Raw genomic sequence first — 16,433 nt, 5'->3', positions numbered from 1 at the left:
GCGGCTTTTTCTCCTCGGCGCGCGTCCATCGACCCATGTCTTCCGACGACCCCCAGGAGAGTCGCGTCACCATCGGCACCACCCTCTACACGGAAGGCGGCGACCCCGTCGGTCGCGTCCGCGGCTTCGACGAGGACGGCTTCTTCGTGACGACTCGCGAGGGCATCGTCTCGCTCTCGGTCGAACACGAGCGCGCCGGCCACGAGTTCGGCGAGGCCGAACTGATGTGGCGCTGTTCGAACTGCGGCGAGATGGGCGACCTCGGCGACGCACCGGACATCCCCGACACCTGCCCCAACTGCGGCGTCGAGAAGGAGCAACTCTACTACTGGACCGAGGACTGAGCGCGCACGGGGCCGCCTCCCGGAACTCGTCCTCGCGGGAACCGGTCGACCACCGAACAGATGCGACGGTTTTTGCCCCGACAGATGGTATCAATACACATGGCTCAGAGCGAAGGCGGCACGGCGGAGGCGTTCGAGGACCTCGAACTCGGCGAGGCGGTGTTCGACACGGACGGGACGGAGCTGGGCGTCATCCGCGGGTTCGACGACGCCGGGTTCTACGTCCGCGTCCACGAGAACGTCGAGTCACTCCACGAGGAGACGCTGTCCAGTAGCGAACTCGGCGAGGCGCAACTGATGTGGCGCTGCTGGGAGTGTGGCGAGATGGGTCGCATCCACTCGCTCCCCGAGGAGTGTCCCAGCTGTGGCGCCGGCAAGGAGGAGCTGTACTACTGGACCGAGGACTGACCGGGCGCCGGAACCTGCCGACTTTTTCAGCTTCGCAGTCCAGCGACGTCCATGGACATCGTCGTCTTCGGCGCCGGGAGCCTCGGGAGTCTCCTCGGCGGCCTCCTCGCCCGCGCACACGACGTGACGCTCGTCGGCCGCGACCCGCACGTCTCGACGGTCCGGAAGGATGGCCTCCGAATCGAGGGGGAGGTCGAGGCGGACGTCGACCCGGACGCGGACACGACCGCTCCCGAATCGGCCGACCTCGTCCTCGTGACGGTGAAGAGCTACGACACCGCGGCCGCCGTCGAGGCGCTCGCCGACGGCGACTACGGCGCGGTCTGCTCGCTCCAGAACGGGCTCACCGAGGAGCGGCTCGCGGAACTCGACGCGCCGGTCGTCGCCGGTACGGCCTCCTACGGCGCACGCCTGCGCGAATCGGGCCTCGTCGACTGCACCGGCGTCGGCCGCGTCGTCGTCGGCGGACTCGACCGCGGGCCGGACCCCGTCGCCGAGCGCGTCGGCCGCGCCTTCCGCGCCGCGGACGTACGGACGCTCGTCGCGAGCGACATGCCCCGCAGACGCTGGGAGAAACTGGCGGTCAACGCGGGAATCAACGCGACCACCGCACTCTGCCGCGTCGAGAACGGCGCCCTCGTCGGCGGCGACCCGCCCGGGAAGGGGGAGAACGCGCCGCGGCTCGCCCGCGAGGCCGCCCACGAAACCGCCAGAGTGGCTCGCGCCGAGGGGGTCCCGCTGTCGAACCGACAGGCTAGGGCGGCCGTCGAGCGGGTCGCGTCGGCGACCGCGACGAACCGGTCGTCGATGCTACAGGACGTGGAGTCCAGGAGCCGAACCGAGGTGGACGCGCTCAACGGTGCGGTGGTCGACCGGGCCGAACGCCACGACGTCGGGGTGCCGACGAACCGGACGTTGACGCGGCTGCTTCGGGCGTGGGAGCGCGGCGCGGGGGTGCGTTGAACCGTGGTCGGCCGAGCGTGGCTGGTGTTAGTCGTCGCGGCGCTGTTCGAGACGGTGTGGGCCGTCGGCCTGGAGTACGCCGACGGCTTCCGGAACCTCCGGGCGACCGCGGTCGTGGTCGGCGCGATGGCCGTCAGCGTCCTCCTGCTCGCGCGGGCGGTCGAGACGCTCCCCGTCGGCACGGCGTACGCGGTGTGGACGGGCATCGGCGCCGTCGGTACTGCCCTCCTGGGCATCTACCTCTTCGACGAGCCGGCGACTGCAATCAGGTTGGGCTGTATCTGTCTCGTCGTCGCCGGCGTCGCGGGGCTCCAGATTACCTCGGGAACGTGACTCGGGAGGAAGGAACCGACCGCCGACGTTGGACTACTCCAGATACCCGAGGTCGCGCAGGCGCTCCTGTGCCTCCTCGTCCATCTCCTGGACGGCTTCGTCGGTCGCCTCGCCCTCCTCCTCGCCGACCCACGCGCCGCCGGCCGCCTCCTCGAAGCGAGCGAGGGCCGCCTCCGTCTCCCGGAGCGCCTCGTGGTCTTCGAACTCCCCCGCGAGGTTGCGCTCCTCGTCGGGGTCGTCGTCGAGAGCGAACGCCTCGTCCTCGATTCGGGAGATGCGGGTGTACTTCGCGTCCGGTCGGCGGGCGGCGCGCATCCGGGAGCGGAACCGGGACTGCTCGGGAACCGTCAGCCCGGCCGCGGAGGCCTTCTCCTCCAACTGCTTGAGTTCGACCACGGGACGGGAGTACTCGACGAACCCGTACTCGCCGTCGGGGCCGCCGACCTGTCCGGGGTCGCGGTCTACGTCGTCGACGGTGGCGAACTCACGATAGTCGGCGGAGAGGAGCGAGCGCGTGCGGTCGAGCGCGACCGCCTCGTCGCCCTCCTCGGTTGGCGTCCCGCCTTCGACGCCGAGGGAGTCGAGCACGGTGTGGTAGAGGTCGACGAGTTCGACGGTGTCCTCGCGGCGCTCACCCGTCTCGAGGGCGGGATGCTTGACCAGCAGGGGGACGTTGACGAGCGGGTCGTACAGCCCGAACTCGTGGCCGTAGAGGTCGTGTTCGCCGTGCAGTTCGCCGTGGTCGGCACAGACGACGACCGCGGTGTCGTCCCAGCGGTCGGTCTCCTTCAGCCACGAGAAGAGGCGCCGGAGCTGGGCGTCGATGTGGGCGATTTCGGCGTCGTACAGCCCTCGAATATCCGCCCACTCCCCGTCGTCGATGTCGCGGGCGCCGGAGTTGTACTCCTTCGAGTTCTGACACACTGCGGTGGAGTCGACGCCGGGGGCGAACCGTTCGGCGAACTCCTCGGGCGGGTGGTAGGGGAGGTGGGCGTCCATCAGGTTGACGAACGCGAACCAGTCGTCGCCGGCGTCCTCGGCGTCGCGGATGAACCCCGCGGTGCGCTCCATCACGGCGGGCGTCTTCGAGTCGGCCGTGTCGCCGCCGGCGAGAAGTTCGTGGGCGGTGTTGCCGAGGCTGACGAGTTTGTCCGCGACGGCTCGGAGCCGGTCGTTGTCGTTCATCGTCCGCCACGCCTTCGCGAGCGGTCCGGAGAGGAAGTCGCCGGGCATCACCTCGAAGAAGTTGTCCTGGTCGTCGAACCCGTCGGTGAGGTGGGTGTAGGGGGTAATCCACGCGTTCGAGGAGTAGCAGGCGGTGGCGTAGCCGGCCGCGGAGAGGGTCTCCGCGAGGGTCGTCGCCCCTTCCAGATACGGGTTCTCCTGGTCGGCGCCGTGCTGGTGGGGGTACATCCCGGTGAACAGGGAGGCGTGGACGGGGAGCGTCCACGGCGCGGGAGCGACCGCCTCCTCGAAGACGGTCGCCTCCTCGGCGAAGGCGTCGAGACCGGGGGTCGTCGGTCGGTCGTAGCCGTAGGGGCCGAGGTGGCTCTTCCGGACCGTGTCCATCACGACGAAGAGGACGTTCCGGGGCGAGTCACTGGTCATTGGCGGGCGTTCGGCGGGGCGGGGTAAATCTCTCCCGCATCGACGCCGGCACGGGAGGAACGCAGCGGTGGTCGCTACTTACCGAGCAGCCGTTCGAGTAGCCCGCGCGGGCGCGCCTTCTCGGCGAGCATCACGGGGCAGTCGACTTCGTCGACCACGTCGAGCACGAGCGACCCGCGGACGAGCCGCGAGAGGAGGCCGCGCTCGGTCGCGCCGATGATGACCATCGAGTGCTCGCTGGCGACGTTCCGGATGGCCGTCTCCACGTCGCCGCTCTCGACGCGCAGTTCGGCGTCGGCGAGACCTCGCTCCGTCGCCCACTCCTCCAAGAACGCCTCGCCGGCCGCCACGTCGTCGTTGACGTTCAGGAGGGTGACCTCGGAGCCGTACTCCTGTCGCAGCAGCGCGGCGATCTCGGCGCTCAGTTCGGAGTCGGGGCCGCCGGCGGTCGGCACGAGGATGCGTTCGGGTGCGAACCCGCGGTCGTCGAGCACGAGGAAGTCGCTCGGGAGGTCCATCGCCAGTTCGTCGATCTTGCTCTCGACGCGGCCGGGCGAGCCGTGGGCGTCCGCCCCGCGACCCATCACGACGAGGTCTGCTTTGTGTCGGCGCGCGGCGTCGAAGATGCCGTCGAACGACTGGTGGGAGACGATGGTGTGGGTCTCGATGGGGACGCCGAACGTCTCGGCGTCGCGCTTCGCCGCGTCGAGCACCTCGTGGTAGTCCTTCTCGTGGTCGTCGAGGTGGTTGGCGGCGTACTCGAGGGAGGTCTGGTCGGGCACCGTCACGATGTGGACGGCGTCGACGGTCCCGCCGCGCTGTTTCGCCACGGCGCTGGCGACCGTGATGAGCGTCTTCTCCGTTCTGGGGTTGGCGAGGGGGACCATCACGCGGAACTCGCCGCCGTCGGGCTGGACGGAGGTCGCGGCCGACACCGCGGACTTCGGCAGGTCCTCGCTCCGCTCGAGGATGTACTCGGTGAGCGCGCCCGCCTCCGTCGTCCGGGAACGGGCGTACACGAGATACCAGAGCATCGCCCCGAGGACGACGACCCCGCCCAGCGCGATGACGAGCGGCGCGATGAACACGATGAGCGCGAACGAGAGCAGACAGCCGAGTATCGGGGTGATGGGGTACAGCGGCACGGTGTACGACGGCTCGTACCCCTCGACGTCGGCCTCGCGCATCACGATCAGCGCGATGTTGAGCAGGCCGTAGATGACGAGGTGGAGCACGCTCCCGAGCGTCGCCAGCGTCTCGATAGGAGCGGCGACGATGAAGACGAGGATGAGCGCGCCGGTGATGGCGATGGCGCGGTACGGCGTCCCGTAGTTCGGGTGGACCTCGTTGATTTCGGGCGAGAGGATGCGGTCGCGCCCCATCGCGAAGTTGATGCGCGAGGAGGCGAGGATGCTGGCGTTCGCGCTGGAGGCGGTCGCGAGCAGCCCCCCGATGAGCAGCGCGATGGCGCCGACCGGGCCCAGCAGGAGCCGTCCGACCTCGACGACGGCGATCTGGCCGGCGGGGAGGTCGGCGATGAACCCCTGCTCGACCGCCGCCGACATGACGACGAGCACGAGCGCGTAGATGGCCGTCACGATGACGACGCTCCCGATGACGGCCCGCGGGAGGTTCTTCCCTGGCTCCTTGATCTCCTCGGCGACGCTCGTGATCTGGACGAACCCGAGGTAGGAGACGAAGATGAGCCCGGTCGTCGTCAGCATCGGGCCGATGCCCTTCCCTGCGGGCAGGTTCGCCGGGTCGGCGCGAGTCGACCCCACCACGGTGAACACCGCGAGGATGGCGACCAGAATCACGACGATTATGTTCTGCAGTTTCCCGGTCTCCTTCGCCCCGACGTAGTTGATGGCGACGAACAGGGCGCCGCCGACGAGTGCGACGACTTTCACGCCGGTGAGGACGAGCGGCCCGAGGCCGAGACCGCCGTACAGCGACACCCCGGTGTACGTCGCGAGGATGTTGGCGATGTACTGACCGAACCCGACCATGTAGAACGCGCTGGCGAAGGCGAGGCCGAGCCAGTTGGCCCACCCCGCCACGCTGCCGAACAGCGGGCCGAGCGCGCGGTTGACGTAGTAGTACGCGCCCCCGGAGCGGGGCATGGCGGTCCCCAACTCGGAGGCCGAGAAGGCGGTCAGAAGCGCGATGGCCCCCCCCAGGACGAACGAGATGACGGCGAAGGAGCCCGCGTCGGTGATGGCGTCGCCCGGGAGGACGAAGATGCCGGCCCCGATCATCGTCCCGACGCCGATGGTCAGCGCCGCCAGCGGGCCCAGGTCCTTCGCGAGTTCCTCGTCGCCCGCGCTCATCCGCCACCCTCGCGCGGCAACGCGACCACCGGCCGGTCGGCCTCGTCGATGAGCTTCTCCGAGAGGTCACCCGAGAGGAACTGCACGATGCGGCCGCCCTCGCGGGGCTGGAAGACGACTACGCTCGCGTCCACCTCGTCGGCGGCGTCCAAGATGCCGGCGACCACGTCGCGGCGGTACTCCAGGTGGTCCTCGGCGTCGGGGAACGTCTCACGGAACGCCGCGAACGCGTCCTCGGCCACCTGCTCGCTCTGCTCGACGGGCGTCTTGTCGGGGACGCCCTCGCCCTTCTCGACGACGTGGAGGACCGTCACTCGGGCGGGGCCGTACGGCGCCAACGCCGCCGCGGTCTTCCGGGCGTCGTCCTCGGTCGCCACGGGGACGAGCGCGTGCGCGAGAAGGTCGCGCTCACGGTCGCTCCGCGACGCGTCTCTCGAAGTATCCATACCTGCCGTTGCGCTGCCTGCAGTATAATGGTTCGCAAGCTGGCACTGGCGGCGCTTCGACGGCCTCTGACGCCGTGACGCACGTTTCTCGGGGTTCCCCTGTCGTCTCTCAGTCCCCGTCGAGCAGCGCCGTTCGGAGCGCCTCGGGACCGTCGACGACCACGTCGGCGGCCGGGAGGTCGGCCTCCGCGTTCACCTCGGTGCGGTAGCCGACGACGACCATCCCGGCGCGCTCGGCCGCTCGCGACCCGGTCGCGGAGTCCTCGACGACGACACAGCGAGCCGGGTCCGCGTCGAGGTCGGCGGCGGCGTGTTCGTACACGTCCGGCTCGGGCTTGCCGGGGCCGTCGATGGCGTCGGCACTTCGGACGACGTCGAACGGGCCGAGGTCGAAGCGGTCGACGACGACCTGTATCCACTCCGGCGGGGAGGAGGAGACGATGCCGACCCGCAGGCCGCGCTCGCGGAGCGTGCTGACGAGGTCGACGAACCCCGGCATCAGCGCCACGTCGTCGGCGTAGATGCCGCGGGCGGTCTCGTGGTAGCGCTCGACGAACGCCTCCCGAGTGGTCGTCACCTCGTAGTTCGCGTCGAGATAGTCGTAGATTTCGCGGAAGTTCATCCCCGTAATCTCCTCGTTGTCGGGGTAGGGCTCGGCGAGGGCGTTCGGGAACAGCTCCTCGTCCTCGAAGGCGAGCCAGTACGCCTCGGAGTCGACGATGACGCCGTCCATGTCGAAGAGGACGGCCTCGGCGCCGGCGACGAGCGGGTCGTGCTGGTCTGCCTCGCCCCGCACCTCGGGACCGGATTCGGACATACCCCCACCGTCGGCGCCCTCCCTCAAAGCGTTTCGTGCGGAGGTTCTTGGCCGGAGACGGGACCACCCCGCGGCGTGACCGACACAGACGCAATCCGGGTGTTCGCCGGCGACTGTACCGTCGAGTTCGAGGGGTCGCGCTCGCGGCTCCAGCGCGGGCGCGTGGTCGTGGTCGTGAAGCCCGACCGGACCGTCCTCGTCCACGACGCCGACGGCTACCAGCCCGTCGCCTGGCTCACCCGACCCGACGAACTGACCATCGAGCGGGCGCCCGCCGAGGCCGACACGGGCGACGAGACCGATACCGAGGCCGGCGAGAACCGCACCGGTGCCGCCGAAGGGTTCGGCCTCGTCGCTCGCGCCGGCGACCAGACCCTTCGCGTCACCTCGAACGCCGTCAGCGGCGACGCCACCTACCCGGCCGGCGACGCGGGCGTCCCCGTCGGCGACTGTCCCGACTGCGGCGGCGCGCTCGTCCGAACCGGCGACGACGTGCGCTGTCTCGACTGCGACGCGAGCTACCGGCTCCCCTCGGGCGCGACGGTGCTCGACGAGACGTGTCCGGACTGCGGGCTCCCGACGATGGGCGTCGAACGCGGCGCTCGGTTCGACCTCTGTGTCGACCGCGCCTGCGACCCCCTCGTCCCGGCCGTCAGGGAGCGGTTCGACCGCGAGTGGCGCTGTCCGGACTGCGGCTCCGACCTCCGAATCGTGACGGGTCGCGGCGGTCGGCTCATCGCCGGCTGTGACGACTACCCGGACTGCGAGACGGCTTTCGGCGTCCCCTCGGGGGTCGTCGCCGGTGAGTGCGCGTGCGGCCTCCCGGTGTTCGGAACCGCCCGGGGCAGGCGGTGTCTGGACGGCACGTGCGAGCGGTTCGCGGGCGACGAGTGAAGGGCCTCGAGTGAGGACACGGCGGGAGCGAAGCGTCGGGCCCGGTCTCCGACCGCCGCGACGGGGGACCCCGGTGGGGCGCTCGACCGGGCTCCCGGTCGGGTAACGGCCGATGAACAAACCGTGTGGCCCGCCTACCGCCGGTGGATATGAGTCTCGACAGCGCAGCGGACCCCAGCTCCGCGCGTCCCTCCACGCTGTTCCCGTCGGTGTCGCTCTCGGTTCTGCGGGGGTGCGGCTGATGGCGGCCGGCAGTCCAGGGTCGTTCACCCGTCGGCAGTTCGTCGGGGGATTCGGCGCCGGTACGCTCTCCCTAACGCGGGCCCCCGGCGGCGTTCGGGCCGCCCAGCAGTCTCAACCGTACGACCGCATCGTGATTTCGGCCGGCGAGACGCGGACCTTCGAGTTGGGCGACGGTGACGTCCTCGAGAACACCATCATCGACATCACCGCCTCCGGGGCGACGGCGTTCGTCTACGCGGCCGGACGCGGGTGGACGATACGCAACGTCGCAGTCGTCGGTCGACACCCGGAACGAAACCAGCCGGTGTTGCTCGCGAAGGACTTCGGCGGGGGGTCCGTCGTCGAGAACTGCTACTTCGGCGGCGACCCGTCCGCGCCGAAGGCCACCGCCGTGTTCGTGCACGCCGAACACTCCGGCGACCTCCTCGTCAGGAACTGCGTCTTCGAGGACTGGACGGACAACGCCATCTACGCCTCCCCGCCGGGGAACCCCGACATCGAGCATTACCGCCCCGACAACGTCGGACAGGGCGGAACCGTCCGGGTCGAGAACTGCTACTTCGAGAACGTCCACGTCGCCGGGGTCCGACTGGGAACCGACGGGAGTTACGCCCGGAACTGCGTGTTCAACGGCGGGCCACACAGGGGGTTCTGGGGGTACTACGGCGAGACCACGTACACGAACTGCCACGCCGTCGCCAACTACCCGTTCTACGCGGGGGGTCTCACGTACGAGAAACAGGGTAGCGCGACCATGGTGCTCGAGGACTGCTGTGGGGAGGGAACCCTCGAGGCCCTGGGTGGGGCCGAAATCCGTGGTGACCCGTGTCGGGCACCGCAGACGAGCCCTCCCGCCGGGGTCCCCATGTCCGCACGGGCGGCCGCGTCGGGTCCCCCCGACGCCGCCTCGAACGGGACCGAGACGACGGCCGGCGGGGAGTCCGACCCGGCCCCGGCCACGGACCGCTCTCGACGTTGGTTCTGGCCCGTCGCGGCCGCGCTGTCCCTCCTGACGAGTAATCCGCTCCTCGGGCTGTTGGTCGTCCTCGCGGTCGTCGCACTGGTGGTCGCCTGGCGGCGCTCCGACCGGTTCGACTGACGCCGGCCGCCCGAGCGGACGCCAGTCGACTGCGCGGATTCCAGTCGACCACCGGCCCCTCGACCGCGCGGTCCCCGGACCGCAGTCCCTATGCCCGCGCTCCACACCACTATCGAGCATGGACGGACATCTCGAGGACGGCGTCGTCCACGTCGACGGCGACGCCCGCCAGCGGTTCTACGACTCCCGGGGGTACGGCCGGCCCCTCGGCGGCAACAGGGTGGCGCTCTCTCGAATCGAGGCCGCACACCTCCTCTTCCGGGGGGACCTCGACTCGGTCGACGGGGAGGGGTTCCGGGCGTTCTTCGCCGACTCGGTCGCCGCCGGCGACCGATTCGCGCTCCGCTTTCTCGTCTACAAGGACCTCCGAGGTCGGGGGTTCTACCTCGCGCCGGCCCGCGACTCGTGGCCCGGCCCGGCGGACGACGCGGCCGAGGGGGACGCCGCGGTCGACCTCGTGGTGTACCCCCGCGGGAAGGGACCGACCGACGGGGGCGTCGAGCATCGCGTCTGGGTCGCCGGCGAACGCGAAACCCTCGACGCGGCGTCGCTGCTCCCCGACGAGGGCGAATCGTCGGTGCTCGCCGTCGTCGACGAGGAGAGCGAGATATCCTACTTCGAGGCGAGCCGCGGCGCGCCGGACGGGTCGGTCGACTACGCCGCACCCGGCGGCGTGACCGGCACCCTGCTCGAAGACCGGGTCCTCGTCTGGGACCCGCCCGGCGAGCTGTACGAGCACGGATTCTACGGGCAACCGCTGTCGGGTCGGGCGGTCGCCGACGCCGTCGGCGAGGGGCTCCAGCTGTCGCTCGTCGAGGCCGCGGCGCTGACGGCGGCGGGGTCCTTGACGCTCGGGGACGCCGGCGGCGACGCCGACTCCGACGCCGGCACGGCCTCGGCCGATTACGACGCGGTCGTCGCCCGTGGTCGGGAGGTGGAGGGAGACCGCTTCGACCGGCGGCTCCGCGGCTACGTCGAACTGCGCGACCGCGGCGTCGTCCCCAAGACCGGGTTCAAATTCGGCGCCGACTTCCGCACCTACGCCGAGTTGGAGTCGGTGTCGGAGCTGGGCCACTCCGAGGCACTCGTGCGGGTCCTCCCACCCGAGCACACCTTCGCGCCGCGCGACCTCGCACTCGACGTGCGGCTGGCGGGCGGGGTCCGTAAGCGAATGGTTTTTGCGCTGACCGGGTCGAACGATGGCATAGACTGGCTCTCGGTCGGCCGACTCACGCCGTGAGTCGAACGCGGACGCGAATCTCACTATCATGACACGCGACACCGACGACATCGACGACGAGGAACCACGAGAGGAGCGAACGGTGCCCGACGGCGGTGCCGCCGGAGCCGAGGGAGCCGACGACGTCGCCCTCGACCCGTGGGGTTCCTCGACCGTCTCCGACTACCGCAAGCTGTTCGACGAGTTCGGCATCGAGGAGTTCGACGCCGTCCTCCCCGAGGTGCCGAACCCCCACTACCTGATGCGCCGCGGGGTCATCTTCGGCCACCGGGACTACCGCCCCGTCGCCGAGGCGATGCGCGAGGGCGACGAGTTCGCCGTCCTCTCCGGGTTCATGCCGACCGGTGACCCCCACATCGGCCACAAGCTCGTCTTCGACGAGATAATCTGGCACCAGGAGCAGGGCGGCGACGCCTACGGGCTCATCGCGGACCTCGAAGCCCACTCGGCTCGCGGGATGACGTGGGACGAGATAGACGAGCACGCCCGCGACTACCTCCTCTCCCTGCTCGCGCTCGGCTTCGACGCCGAGGACGGGGAGCTGTACCGGCAGTCCGACAACCGCGAACTCCAGGACCTCGCGTTCGAACTCGGTTCGAAAGCTCGCTTCGCGGAGTTCGAGTCCATCTACGGCTTCGACGGCGAGACGTCGGTGTCGCACATGCAGTCGGTCGTCACCCAGATGGCGGACATCCTCTACCCGCAACTCGACGGTCCGAAGCCGACGGTCATCCCCGTCGGCCCCGACCAGGACCCCCACATGCGCCTCGCGCGCGACCTCGCGACGAAGATGCGTTACTTCAAGATAACCGAGGCGTACGCGAGCTTCGAGCTCCGCGACGCCGAACGCCCGCTCGTCGCCAGGGCCTACGACGCCCGCGAGGAGTACGCCGAGGACCCCGAGACGCCCCGCTGTGGCGAAGCCGGCGAGTGGCTCGCGTCCGTGGACCTCGACTCCGCGGGCATCGTCGCCGCCGAGTCGGTCCGCGAGTCGGCGGTCGAGAAACTGGAGAACGCCGGGATGGAGCCGCTTCGGCCCCGCGTGCGCTTTCTCGACCGCAACGCCACCGAGGGCGCCTTCGAGACGCTCGTCGAGGAAATCGAGGGCGAGAAGCGCCGGTACGACGAGCACGTCGACGCCTTCGACCTCGACCGCGAGGCCGCCGAGGACCTGGCCCGTGCGGTCGAAATCGACCACGACGGGTACGGGTTCATCGCCCCGTCCTCGATTTACCACCGGTTCATGACCGGGCTGACGGGCGGGAAGATGTCCTCGTCGGTCCCCGCCAGCCACATCTCGCTGCTCGACGCCCCCGAGGACGGCTACGACAAGGTGAAGTCCGCTACGACGGGCGGACGCGAGACGGCCGAACTCCAGCGCGAACTCGGCGGCGAGGCCGACAAGTGCCCCGTCTACGAACTGTACGCCTACCTTCTCGCGGGCGACGACGACACGTTCGCGAAGGAGGTGTACGACGAGTGTGTCGGCGGCGAGCGCCTCTGTGGCGGCTGTAAGGAGCAGGCCGCCGAACTGATGCGCGAGTTCCTCGAAGAACACCAGGAGAAACGGGAGGAGGCCGCCGAACTGCTCGACGACCTCGACATCGACCTCGACGCCGCGCGGCGAGGCGTTGCCGGCGACGGGGAGTGAGGAGAAGCGTCGCACGTTCTACCGGCGGCGGAACGCCCGCACCGGCGACGTTCGTCTAGTTTTCGCCCCGAACCGCGTCGACGACCGCGTCGGCGATGGCTCGCCAGTACCGCTCACGGTCGGCGACCGGCTGGCCGACCCAGACGCCGCCCTCGTCGCCCGCCGTTAACTGATTCACGAGCACGTGCTCGCCCTCGGCGCGATACGCACCGTCCGCGAGAATCGCCGGCGACGCCGACTCGGGCAGTGCCGCGTTGATGGCGTCACGGACGCGGGCTCGGACGCTCTTCGGCGCCGCGCCGCCGACCTGGATGCAGTCCGAACAGATGCCGTGGAAGCTCACCGCCCGCTCGTAGCGACGCCCGGCGACGTCCGCGAGCGCCGGGTACGAGGCCGGGTGGATGGCGAACGACGGCACGTGCCAGCGGACGAAGGCGCCACCGCCGGCGCGGAACCCCTTCGTCAGCCAGGTCGTCGCGTCGTCGACTCGGTCGCGGACGTGTTCGGCCTGTTCGGCCGTCCGGGGTTCGACGTCCCCGCCGTGTGGGGCGAGCACCAGGAACTCCGTCCCGCCCTCGGTCGCGTCCTCGACCAGTTCGTCCGCTTCGCGGGCCTCCTCGGCGGTGAGGTCGGCGGCCGGGACGACCGACTCGGCCTCGGCGTCGAACGTCTCGTCGGCGATGGCGGGCGTCTCCTCCGGGCGCGGACAGCCGAGCCGGCAGTCGGGTTCGCCGACCCAGTCGCCCTCGGCGAGCGCCAGTCGACTCTTGGCGGTCCCGTTCATGCGGACGAGCGGCTCGGACCCCTCGTGTGCCTCGACGACGGTGTAGACGGCGTACTCGTCGTCGGTGCGCCGGATGCGAAGCTGTCGCCCCACGTCGGCGCCGAGGCTCCGCAGCAGGGACGTCGAGGCGGAGACGACGCCGTAGTCCTCCGCCACCTCGGTCTGTCCGTCGACCGGGTCGGTGACGCGGGTCCGTGCCTGCCGGGCCGTCGCGTCCGTCGCGGTGGTCGACCCGGAGAGTCGGAACGGGTCGGCGGCGGTCCCGTCGGACGCGCCGGCCAGCCGCGACTGGAGGGCCGCCAGGCCGAGCCCACCGAAGGCGGGCGAGGCCAGTCCGAGGCCCATCAGCGTTCGTCGTCGAAGTCGGCTCTCTGTGTCCGTTGCGTCGTCGGCGTCGATGTCGGTGGTGGTGTTGTCGTCAGTCATCGTTGGTCGGTGTGTTGATGGTCGTCTCCGGCTCGGTTCGGCTCGTCGCGGCCGCGTTCGGGAGTTCGTCGCTCCCGACGACGGTCGCGTCCAGTCGGTCGCGGACCGCCGACTCCGACTCGCGGCGGTCGATGTCGGCGGCCAACTCGCGCATGTAGTCGGCGACGGTGTTGCCCATGACGAGCACGGGCCACCCGTCGGCGAGCGCGTCGCCGAGTGCGGTCTCGGGGTCGTCGTCGGCGACGGTCACCGGGAACGGGGCTCGCGAGGCGAAGAGGTCCGTCGTCTCGCCGGCGACGTAGGCGCGTTCTATCTTCCCCTCCCGGTACAGCCCGGTGAGGTAGTTCAGGAAGGAGTTCGTCCGGGCCCGGCGGTCCCCTCGCAGGTAGAGGAACGGCTGGACGACGTCGACCCGGCCCTGACAGAGGGCCTCTCGAATCGCTTCGGTGCTGTCCACGTCGTTGACGGAGGCGGCGTCGAAGACGCGCCCGCCGGCCAGGTCGGTCCACTCGACGTGCATCTCGTCGAGGTAGGACAGCAGTCGCTCCCGAGCGAGCGGCGGCTCGCCGAGCGCATCGAGGACCTCGTCGATGGCGTGAATCGTCTCCGCGCCCGGGACGGCGCGGTGCTCCTCCGGGACCGAGACGTGCGTCAGGGTGACGTCGCGGTCGGCGAACGTCTCCTCGAAGTACGACCGAATCTCCGGCGTCTGCTCCCCGTTCACGACGTGTGCCCCGTCGGGAATCGACCGCGCGAACGAGCGTGCGATCTCCATCCGGTTCGAGCCGAGGCGGTCGATGTGGTCGCGTCGGACGTTCGTGAGGACGACGACGTCGGGGTCGGTGAACCGCCCGTTCACCAGCCGCGTCGTGTACTCGCCGATGGCCTGGTTCTCGAGGACGAGCGTGTCGGCCCCCTCGAAGCGCTGTACCTCGTCGGCGTTCTCGTAGAGGGTGACCCGGTCGCCGCGCTCGATGGGGTACTCCTCGCCCCCGTACAGCATCTTGGGGTGGTTCCCGGTGACCTTGCCGAGCGCGTCGCGGCCCCGGTCGGTGAGCGTCTCGGAGACCCGGCGGGTCAGCCCCGACTTCCCGCGGGTTCCGGAGACGACGACGGTGGCGTCGATGTCGTTAAGGAACGCCTCGTGAGCGGTGCCTCGCCGCGTGACGGCGGCGAACTTCTTGAGCGAGTCGAGCGGCTTCTCGAGTGAGTCGGGTAGTGATGTGAGGTTCATGTGTGCGTGTACGGGGTCTCGGAGAGTCGGTTGTCCCGGCGGCGTTTCCGCTCCAGGTCGAACACCAGCAGCACGGCAGGGACACAGAGCACCGCGCCGACGAGGACGGCGACCTGCGAGTCGAACGGCGCGTACGCCCGCGTCAGGAGGTGGACGACGCCGACGAAGGCGACGAAGCTCCCGGTGGAGACGCCCACCGTGTGGAGGCGGCGTCCCGGAGAGATTCGATGCAGGTTGTACCCGCCGACGCCGACGAGCATCGCGGTGACGAGCAGCGAGTGGCCGGAGACGACCGGGTAGAACGTCGAGAGCGCGAGCGACAGCACGACTCCGGCGCCGATGGATATCGACAGCAGGACGCGCCCGTAGATGAGCGTCCGCCGGTTCACCAGCGTCGTGACCGCGTAGACGACGGGGACGGCCACCACGTACAGGCCGACCAGCGCCGGGTCGCGAAAGAGGAGGAGCGCGAGCAGGGGGACGGTGATGAGCCCCAGCAGCCTGACGTTCCAGATGTCCTCGTACAGCCCCGAGAGGACGATGCCGGCGAGGACGACGAGCGACCCGACCGCCGGGCCGAGCACCGTCGGGTCGCCGCCGCCCAGGGTGGCCACCCCGCGGAGGGCGGCGATGTCCGACCCCTGACCGAACAGTACCGGCGGCGTCACGCCGGCGACGAGCCGTGCCACCGTCGGCGTGACCAGTGACGCGCCGAGGACGACGAGTCCGACGAACGCCGCGGCGCTCGCGATAACGTCGTCGACGCGGCGCTCCCCGTCGAGACGGTGCAGGTTGTACGCGGCGATGCCCGGCAGGACGCTCCCGATGGACAGCGCCTCGACCGGCGTCGTCACGCCGAACCGGAGCGAGAGCGCCGCAGTCACGGCCAGCGGTATCGACGCGCCGAGACCGATGGCGATGTACAGGAGTCGGCGTCCGTACAGCAGCGTGTGTTCGTGAACCAGTCCGACGCCGACGTACGCGAGCGCGACACTCGCCAGGATAATCGGCAGCGACGTGAAGTCGAACAGGGTGTACAGCGCGAACAGCGGGACGACCAGCACGCCCGACAGTCGAAGACCCCAAATCTGCGTCGCGGCGACGCCCGCGAGGAGTCCCAGCAACAGTACGACCGCGGCGACTATCACGTTCGGCTTCTCCGCTTCGTCGACTCTGCATCTCCGTGTTTCATCGTACGACGAAACCCCTCGTGCTGGGGACCCTTTCTTATACGGGAGGTAATACTCGTTGTGTAGTTAATAGACGTCAGACCAATCAGCGGTTGGAATAGACAACTGAGGAAAACGGTCCGAAACAGCGGCAACGGACGCGGACGAACCCGCCGTAGCGGCGCCGAGAACCCGGTTCGTGGTCGACCGCACCGTCCCGTGTACACGGGTGTCGTGAATCGTGTCGGCTCGTCTCGTGGGACGGCGTATCGTCCGCCGGGCACGCGGACGGCCGTCGCCCTCGGGAGCCGGAATGGAATGGCATGGAGCGGTAACCGGCGGGGAACCGCGGCCGTTTCCGACCGGTTGCCTGACCTATATGGTCCAGCAGCGGCCCTCGTCGAACGTGAACCAGCCATCACACCGCAGGTCCCGACAGACGAG

General features: G+C 70.0%; 15 protein-coding genes. 8 read left to right on the top strand and 7 right to left on the bottom strand.

The window, feature by feature from the left end; translation table 11 throughout:
• The first annotated feature begins 35 nt into the window (after window positions 1–35).
• From N5095_RS03570 to N5095_RS03555, 4 genes are all read left to right on the top strand, one after another.
• A complete protein-coding gene (locus tag N5095_RS03570) occupies window positions 36–344 on the top strand; it encodes a DUF7130 family rubredoxin-like protein (RefSeq protein WP_267621159.1) in 309 nt (102 codons plus the stop codon).
• Window positions 345–443: 99 nt separating this feature from the next.
• Window positions 444–752 (top strand): DUF7130 family rubredoxin-like protein, encoded by a 309-nt coding sequence (locus N5095_RS03565; RefSeq protein ID WP_267621157.1) that lies wholly within the window; start codon window positions 444–446, stop codon window positions 750–752.
• Window positions 753–803: 51 nt separating this feature from the next.
• A complete protein-coding gene (locus N5095_RS03560; RefSeq protein WP_267621155.1) occupies window positions 804–1,715 on the top strand; it encodes a ketopantoate reductase family protein in 912 nt (303 codons plus the stop codon).
• Window positions 1,716–1,739: 24 nt separating this feature from the next.
• Entirely contained in the window at window positions 1,740–2,048 is a 309-nt protein-coding gene (locus N5095_RS03555) for a DMT family transporter (RefSeq protein ID WP_308203524.1), read from the top strand.
• A gap of 33 nt (window positions 2,049–2,081) precedes the next feature.
• On the opposite strand, the gene N5095_RS03550 is transcribed toward N5095_RS03555, so the two are convergent.
• The 4 genes from N5095_RS03550 to N5095_RS03535 form a co-directional block, all read right to left on the bottom strand.
• Complete coding sequence (locus N5095_RS03550; protein ID WP_267621151.1) at window positions 2,082–3,656, bottom strand: sulfatase; 1,575 nt, start codon at window positions 3,654–3,656, stop codon at window positions 2,082–2,084.
• Window positions 3,657–3,730: 74 nt separating this feature from the next.
• Complete coding sequence (locus N5095_RS03545) at window positions 3,731–5,986, bottom strand: amino acid permease (protein WP_267621149.1); 2,256 nt, start codon at window positions 5,984–5,986, stop codon at window positions 3,731–3,733.
• Window positions 5,983–6,432, bottom strand: coding sequence for a universal stress protein (locus N5095_RS03540; protein WP_267621147.1), 450 nt, complete (start codon window positions 6,430–6,432; stop codon window positions 5,983–5,985). The genes N5095_RS03545 and N5095_RS03540 overlap by 4 nt, the downstream gene beginning before the upstream one ends.
• A 109-nt stretch (window positions 6,433–6,541) precedes the next feature.
• Complete coding sequence (locus N5095_RS03535; protein ID WP_267621145.1) at window positions 6,542–7,249, bottom strand: HAD family hydrolase; 708 nt, start codon at window positions 7,247–7,249, stop codon at window positions 6,542–6,544.
• 75 nt (window positions 7,250–7,324) lie between these two features.
• Here N5095_RS03535 and N5095_RS03530 point away from each other — a divergent pair, with 75 nt between their 5' ends.
• The 4 genes from N5095_RS03530 (at window position 7,325) to N5095_RS03515 (ending at window position 12,376) form a co-directional block, all read left to right on the top strand.
• Complete coding sequence (locus N5095_RS03530) at window positions 7,325–8,143, top strand: topoisomerase DNA-binding C4 zinc finger domain-containing protein (RefSeq protein ID WP_267621142.1); 819 nt, start codon at window positions 7,325–7,327, stop codon at window positions 8,141–8,143.
• 241 nt (window positions 8,144–8,384) lie between these two features.
• The gene (locus tag N5095_RS03525; protein WP_267621140.1) at window positions 8,385–9,485 is read left to right on the top strand and encodes a right-handed parallel beta-helix repeat-containing protein; all 1,101 of its coding nucleotides are present in this window, start codon (window positions 8,385–8,387) and stop codon (window positions 9,483–9,485) included.
• A gap of 118 nt (window positions 9,486–9,603) precedes the next feature.
• Entirely contained in the window at window positions 9,604–10,725 is a 1,122-nt protein-coding gene (gene endA, locus N5095_RS03520) for a tRNA-intron lyase (RefSeq protein ID WP_267621138.1), read from the top strand.
• 28 nt (window positions 10,726–10,753) lie between these two features.
• The gene (locus N5095_RS03515; protein WP_267621136.1) at window positions 10,754–12,376 is read left to right on the top strand and encodes a tryptophan--tRNA ligase; all 1,623 of its coding nucleotides are present in this window, start codon (window positions 10,754–10,756) and stop codon (window positions 12,374–12,376) included.
• Window positions 12,377–12,431: 55 nt separating this feature from the next.
• On the opposite strand, the gene N5095_RS03510 is transcribed toward N5095_RS03515, so the two are convergent.
• The 3 genes from N5095_RS03510 to N5095_RS03500 are packed head-to-tail and all read right to left on the bottom strand — an operon-like array spanning window position 12,432 to window position 15,968.
• Window positions 12,432–13,586, bottom strand: coding sequence for a poly-gamma-glutamate hydrolase family protein (locus N5095_RS03510; protein ID WP_267621134.1), 1,155 nt, complete (start codon window positions 13,584–13,586; stop codon window positions 12,432–12,434).
• Window positions 13,579–14,820 carry a Mur ligase family protein gene (locus tag N5095_RS03505; RefSeq protein ID WP_267621132.1) on the bottom strand — a complete coding sequence of 414 codons (1,242 nt, stop codon included), beginning with the start codon at window positions 14,818–14,820 and terminating at the stop codon, window positions 13,579–13,581. Before N5095_RS03505 ends, N5095_RS03510 begins: the two co-directional genes overlap by 8 nt.
• Window positions 14,817–15,968, bottom strand: a complete 1,152-nt coding sequence (locus N5095_RS03500; RefSeq protein WP_267621130.1) for a poly-gamma-glutamate biosynthesis protein PgsC/CapC — start codon at window positions 15,966–15,968, stop codon at window positions 14,817–14,819. The genes N5095_RS03505 and N5095_RS03500 overlap by 4 nt, the downstream gene beginning before the upstream one ends.
• Between the last annotated feature and the right edge of the window lie 465 nt (window positions 15,969–16,433).

Source organism: Halobium salinum, assembly GCF_026586625.1.
Taxonomy (GTDB): Archaea; Halobacteriota; Halobacteria; order Halobacteriales; family Haloferacaceae; genus Halobium; species Halobium salinum.
This window is presented reverse-complemented; position numbering and strand designations above follow the sequence as displayed.

Coding starts and splice junctions, on each gene's coding strand:
- N5095_RS03570 (WP_267621159.1), top strand. CDS start 36: ATGTCTTCCGACGACCCCCAGGAGAGTCGCGTCACCATCGGCACCACC.
- N5095_RS03565 (WP_267621157.1), top strand. CDS start 444: ATGGCTCAGAGCGAAGGCGGCACGGCGGAGGCGTTCGAGGACCTCGAA.
- N5095_RS03560 (WP_267621155.1), top strand. CDS start 804: ATGGACATCGTCGTCTTCGGCGCCGGGAGCCTCGGGAGTCTCCTCGGC.
- N5095_RS03550 (WP_267621151.1), bottom strand. CDS start 3,656: ATGACCAGTGACTCGCCCCGGAACGTCCTCTTCGTCGTGATGGACACG.
- N5095_RS03545 (WP_267621149.1), bottom strand. CDS start 5,986: ATGAGCGCGGGCGACGAGGAACTCGCGAAGGACCTGGGCCCGCTGGCG.
- N5095_RS03540 (WP_267621147.1), bottom strand. CDS start 6,432: ATGGATACTTCGAGAGACGCGTCGCGGAGCGACCGTGAGCGCGACCTT.
- N5095_RS03535 (WP_267621145.1), bottom strand. CDS start 7,249: ATGTCCGAATCCGGTCCCGAGGTGCGGGGCGAGGCAGACCAGCACGAC.
- N5095_RS03525 (WP_267621140.1), top strand. CDS start 8,385: ATGGCGGCCGGCAGTCCAGGGTCGTTCACCCGTCGGCAGTTCGTCGGG.
- endA (WP_267621138.1), top strand. CDS start 9,604: ATGGACGGACATCTCGAGGACGGCGTCGTCCACGTCGACGGCGACGCC.
- N5095_RS03515 (WP_267621136.1), top strand. CDS start 10,754: ATGACACGCGACACCGACGACATCGACGACGAGGAACCACGAGAGGAG.
- N5095_RS03510 (WP_267621134.1), bottom strand. CDS start 13,586: ATGACTGACGACAACACCACCACCGACATCGACGCCGACGACGCAACG.
- N5095_RS03505 (WP_267621132.1), bottom strand. CDS start 14,820: ATGAACCTCACATCACTACCCGACTCACTCGAGAAGCCGCTCGACTCG.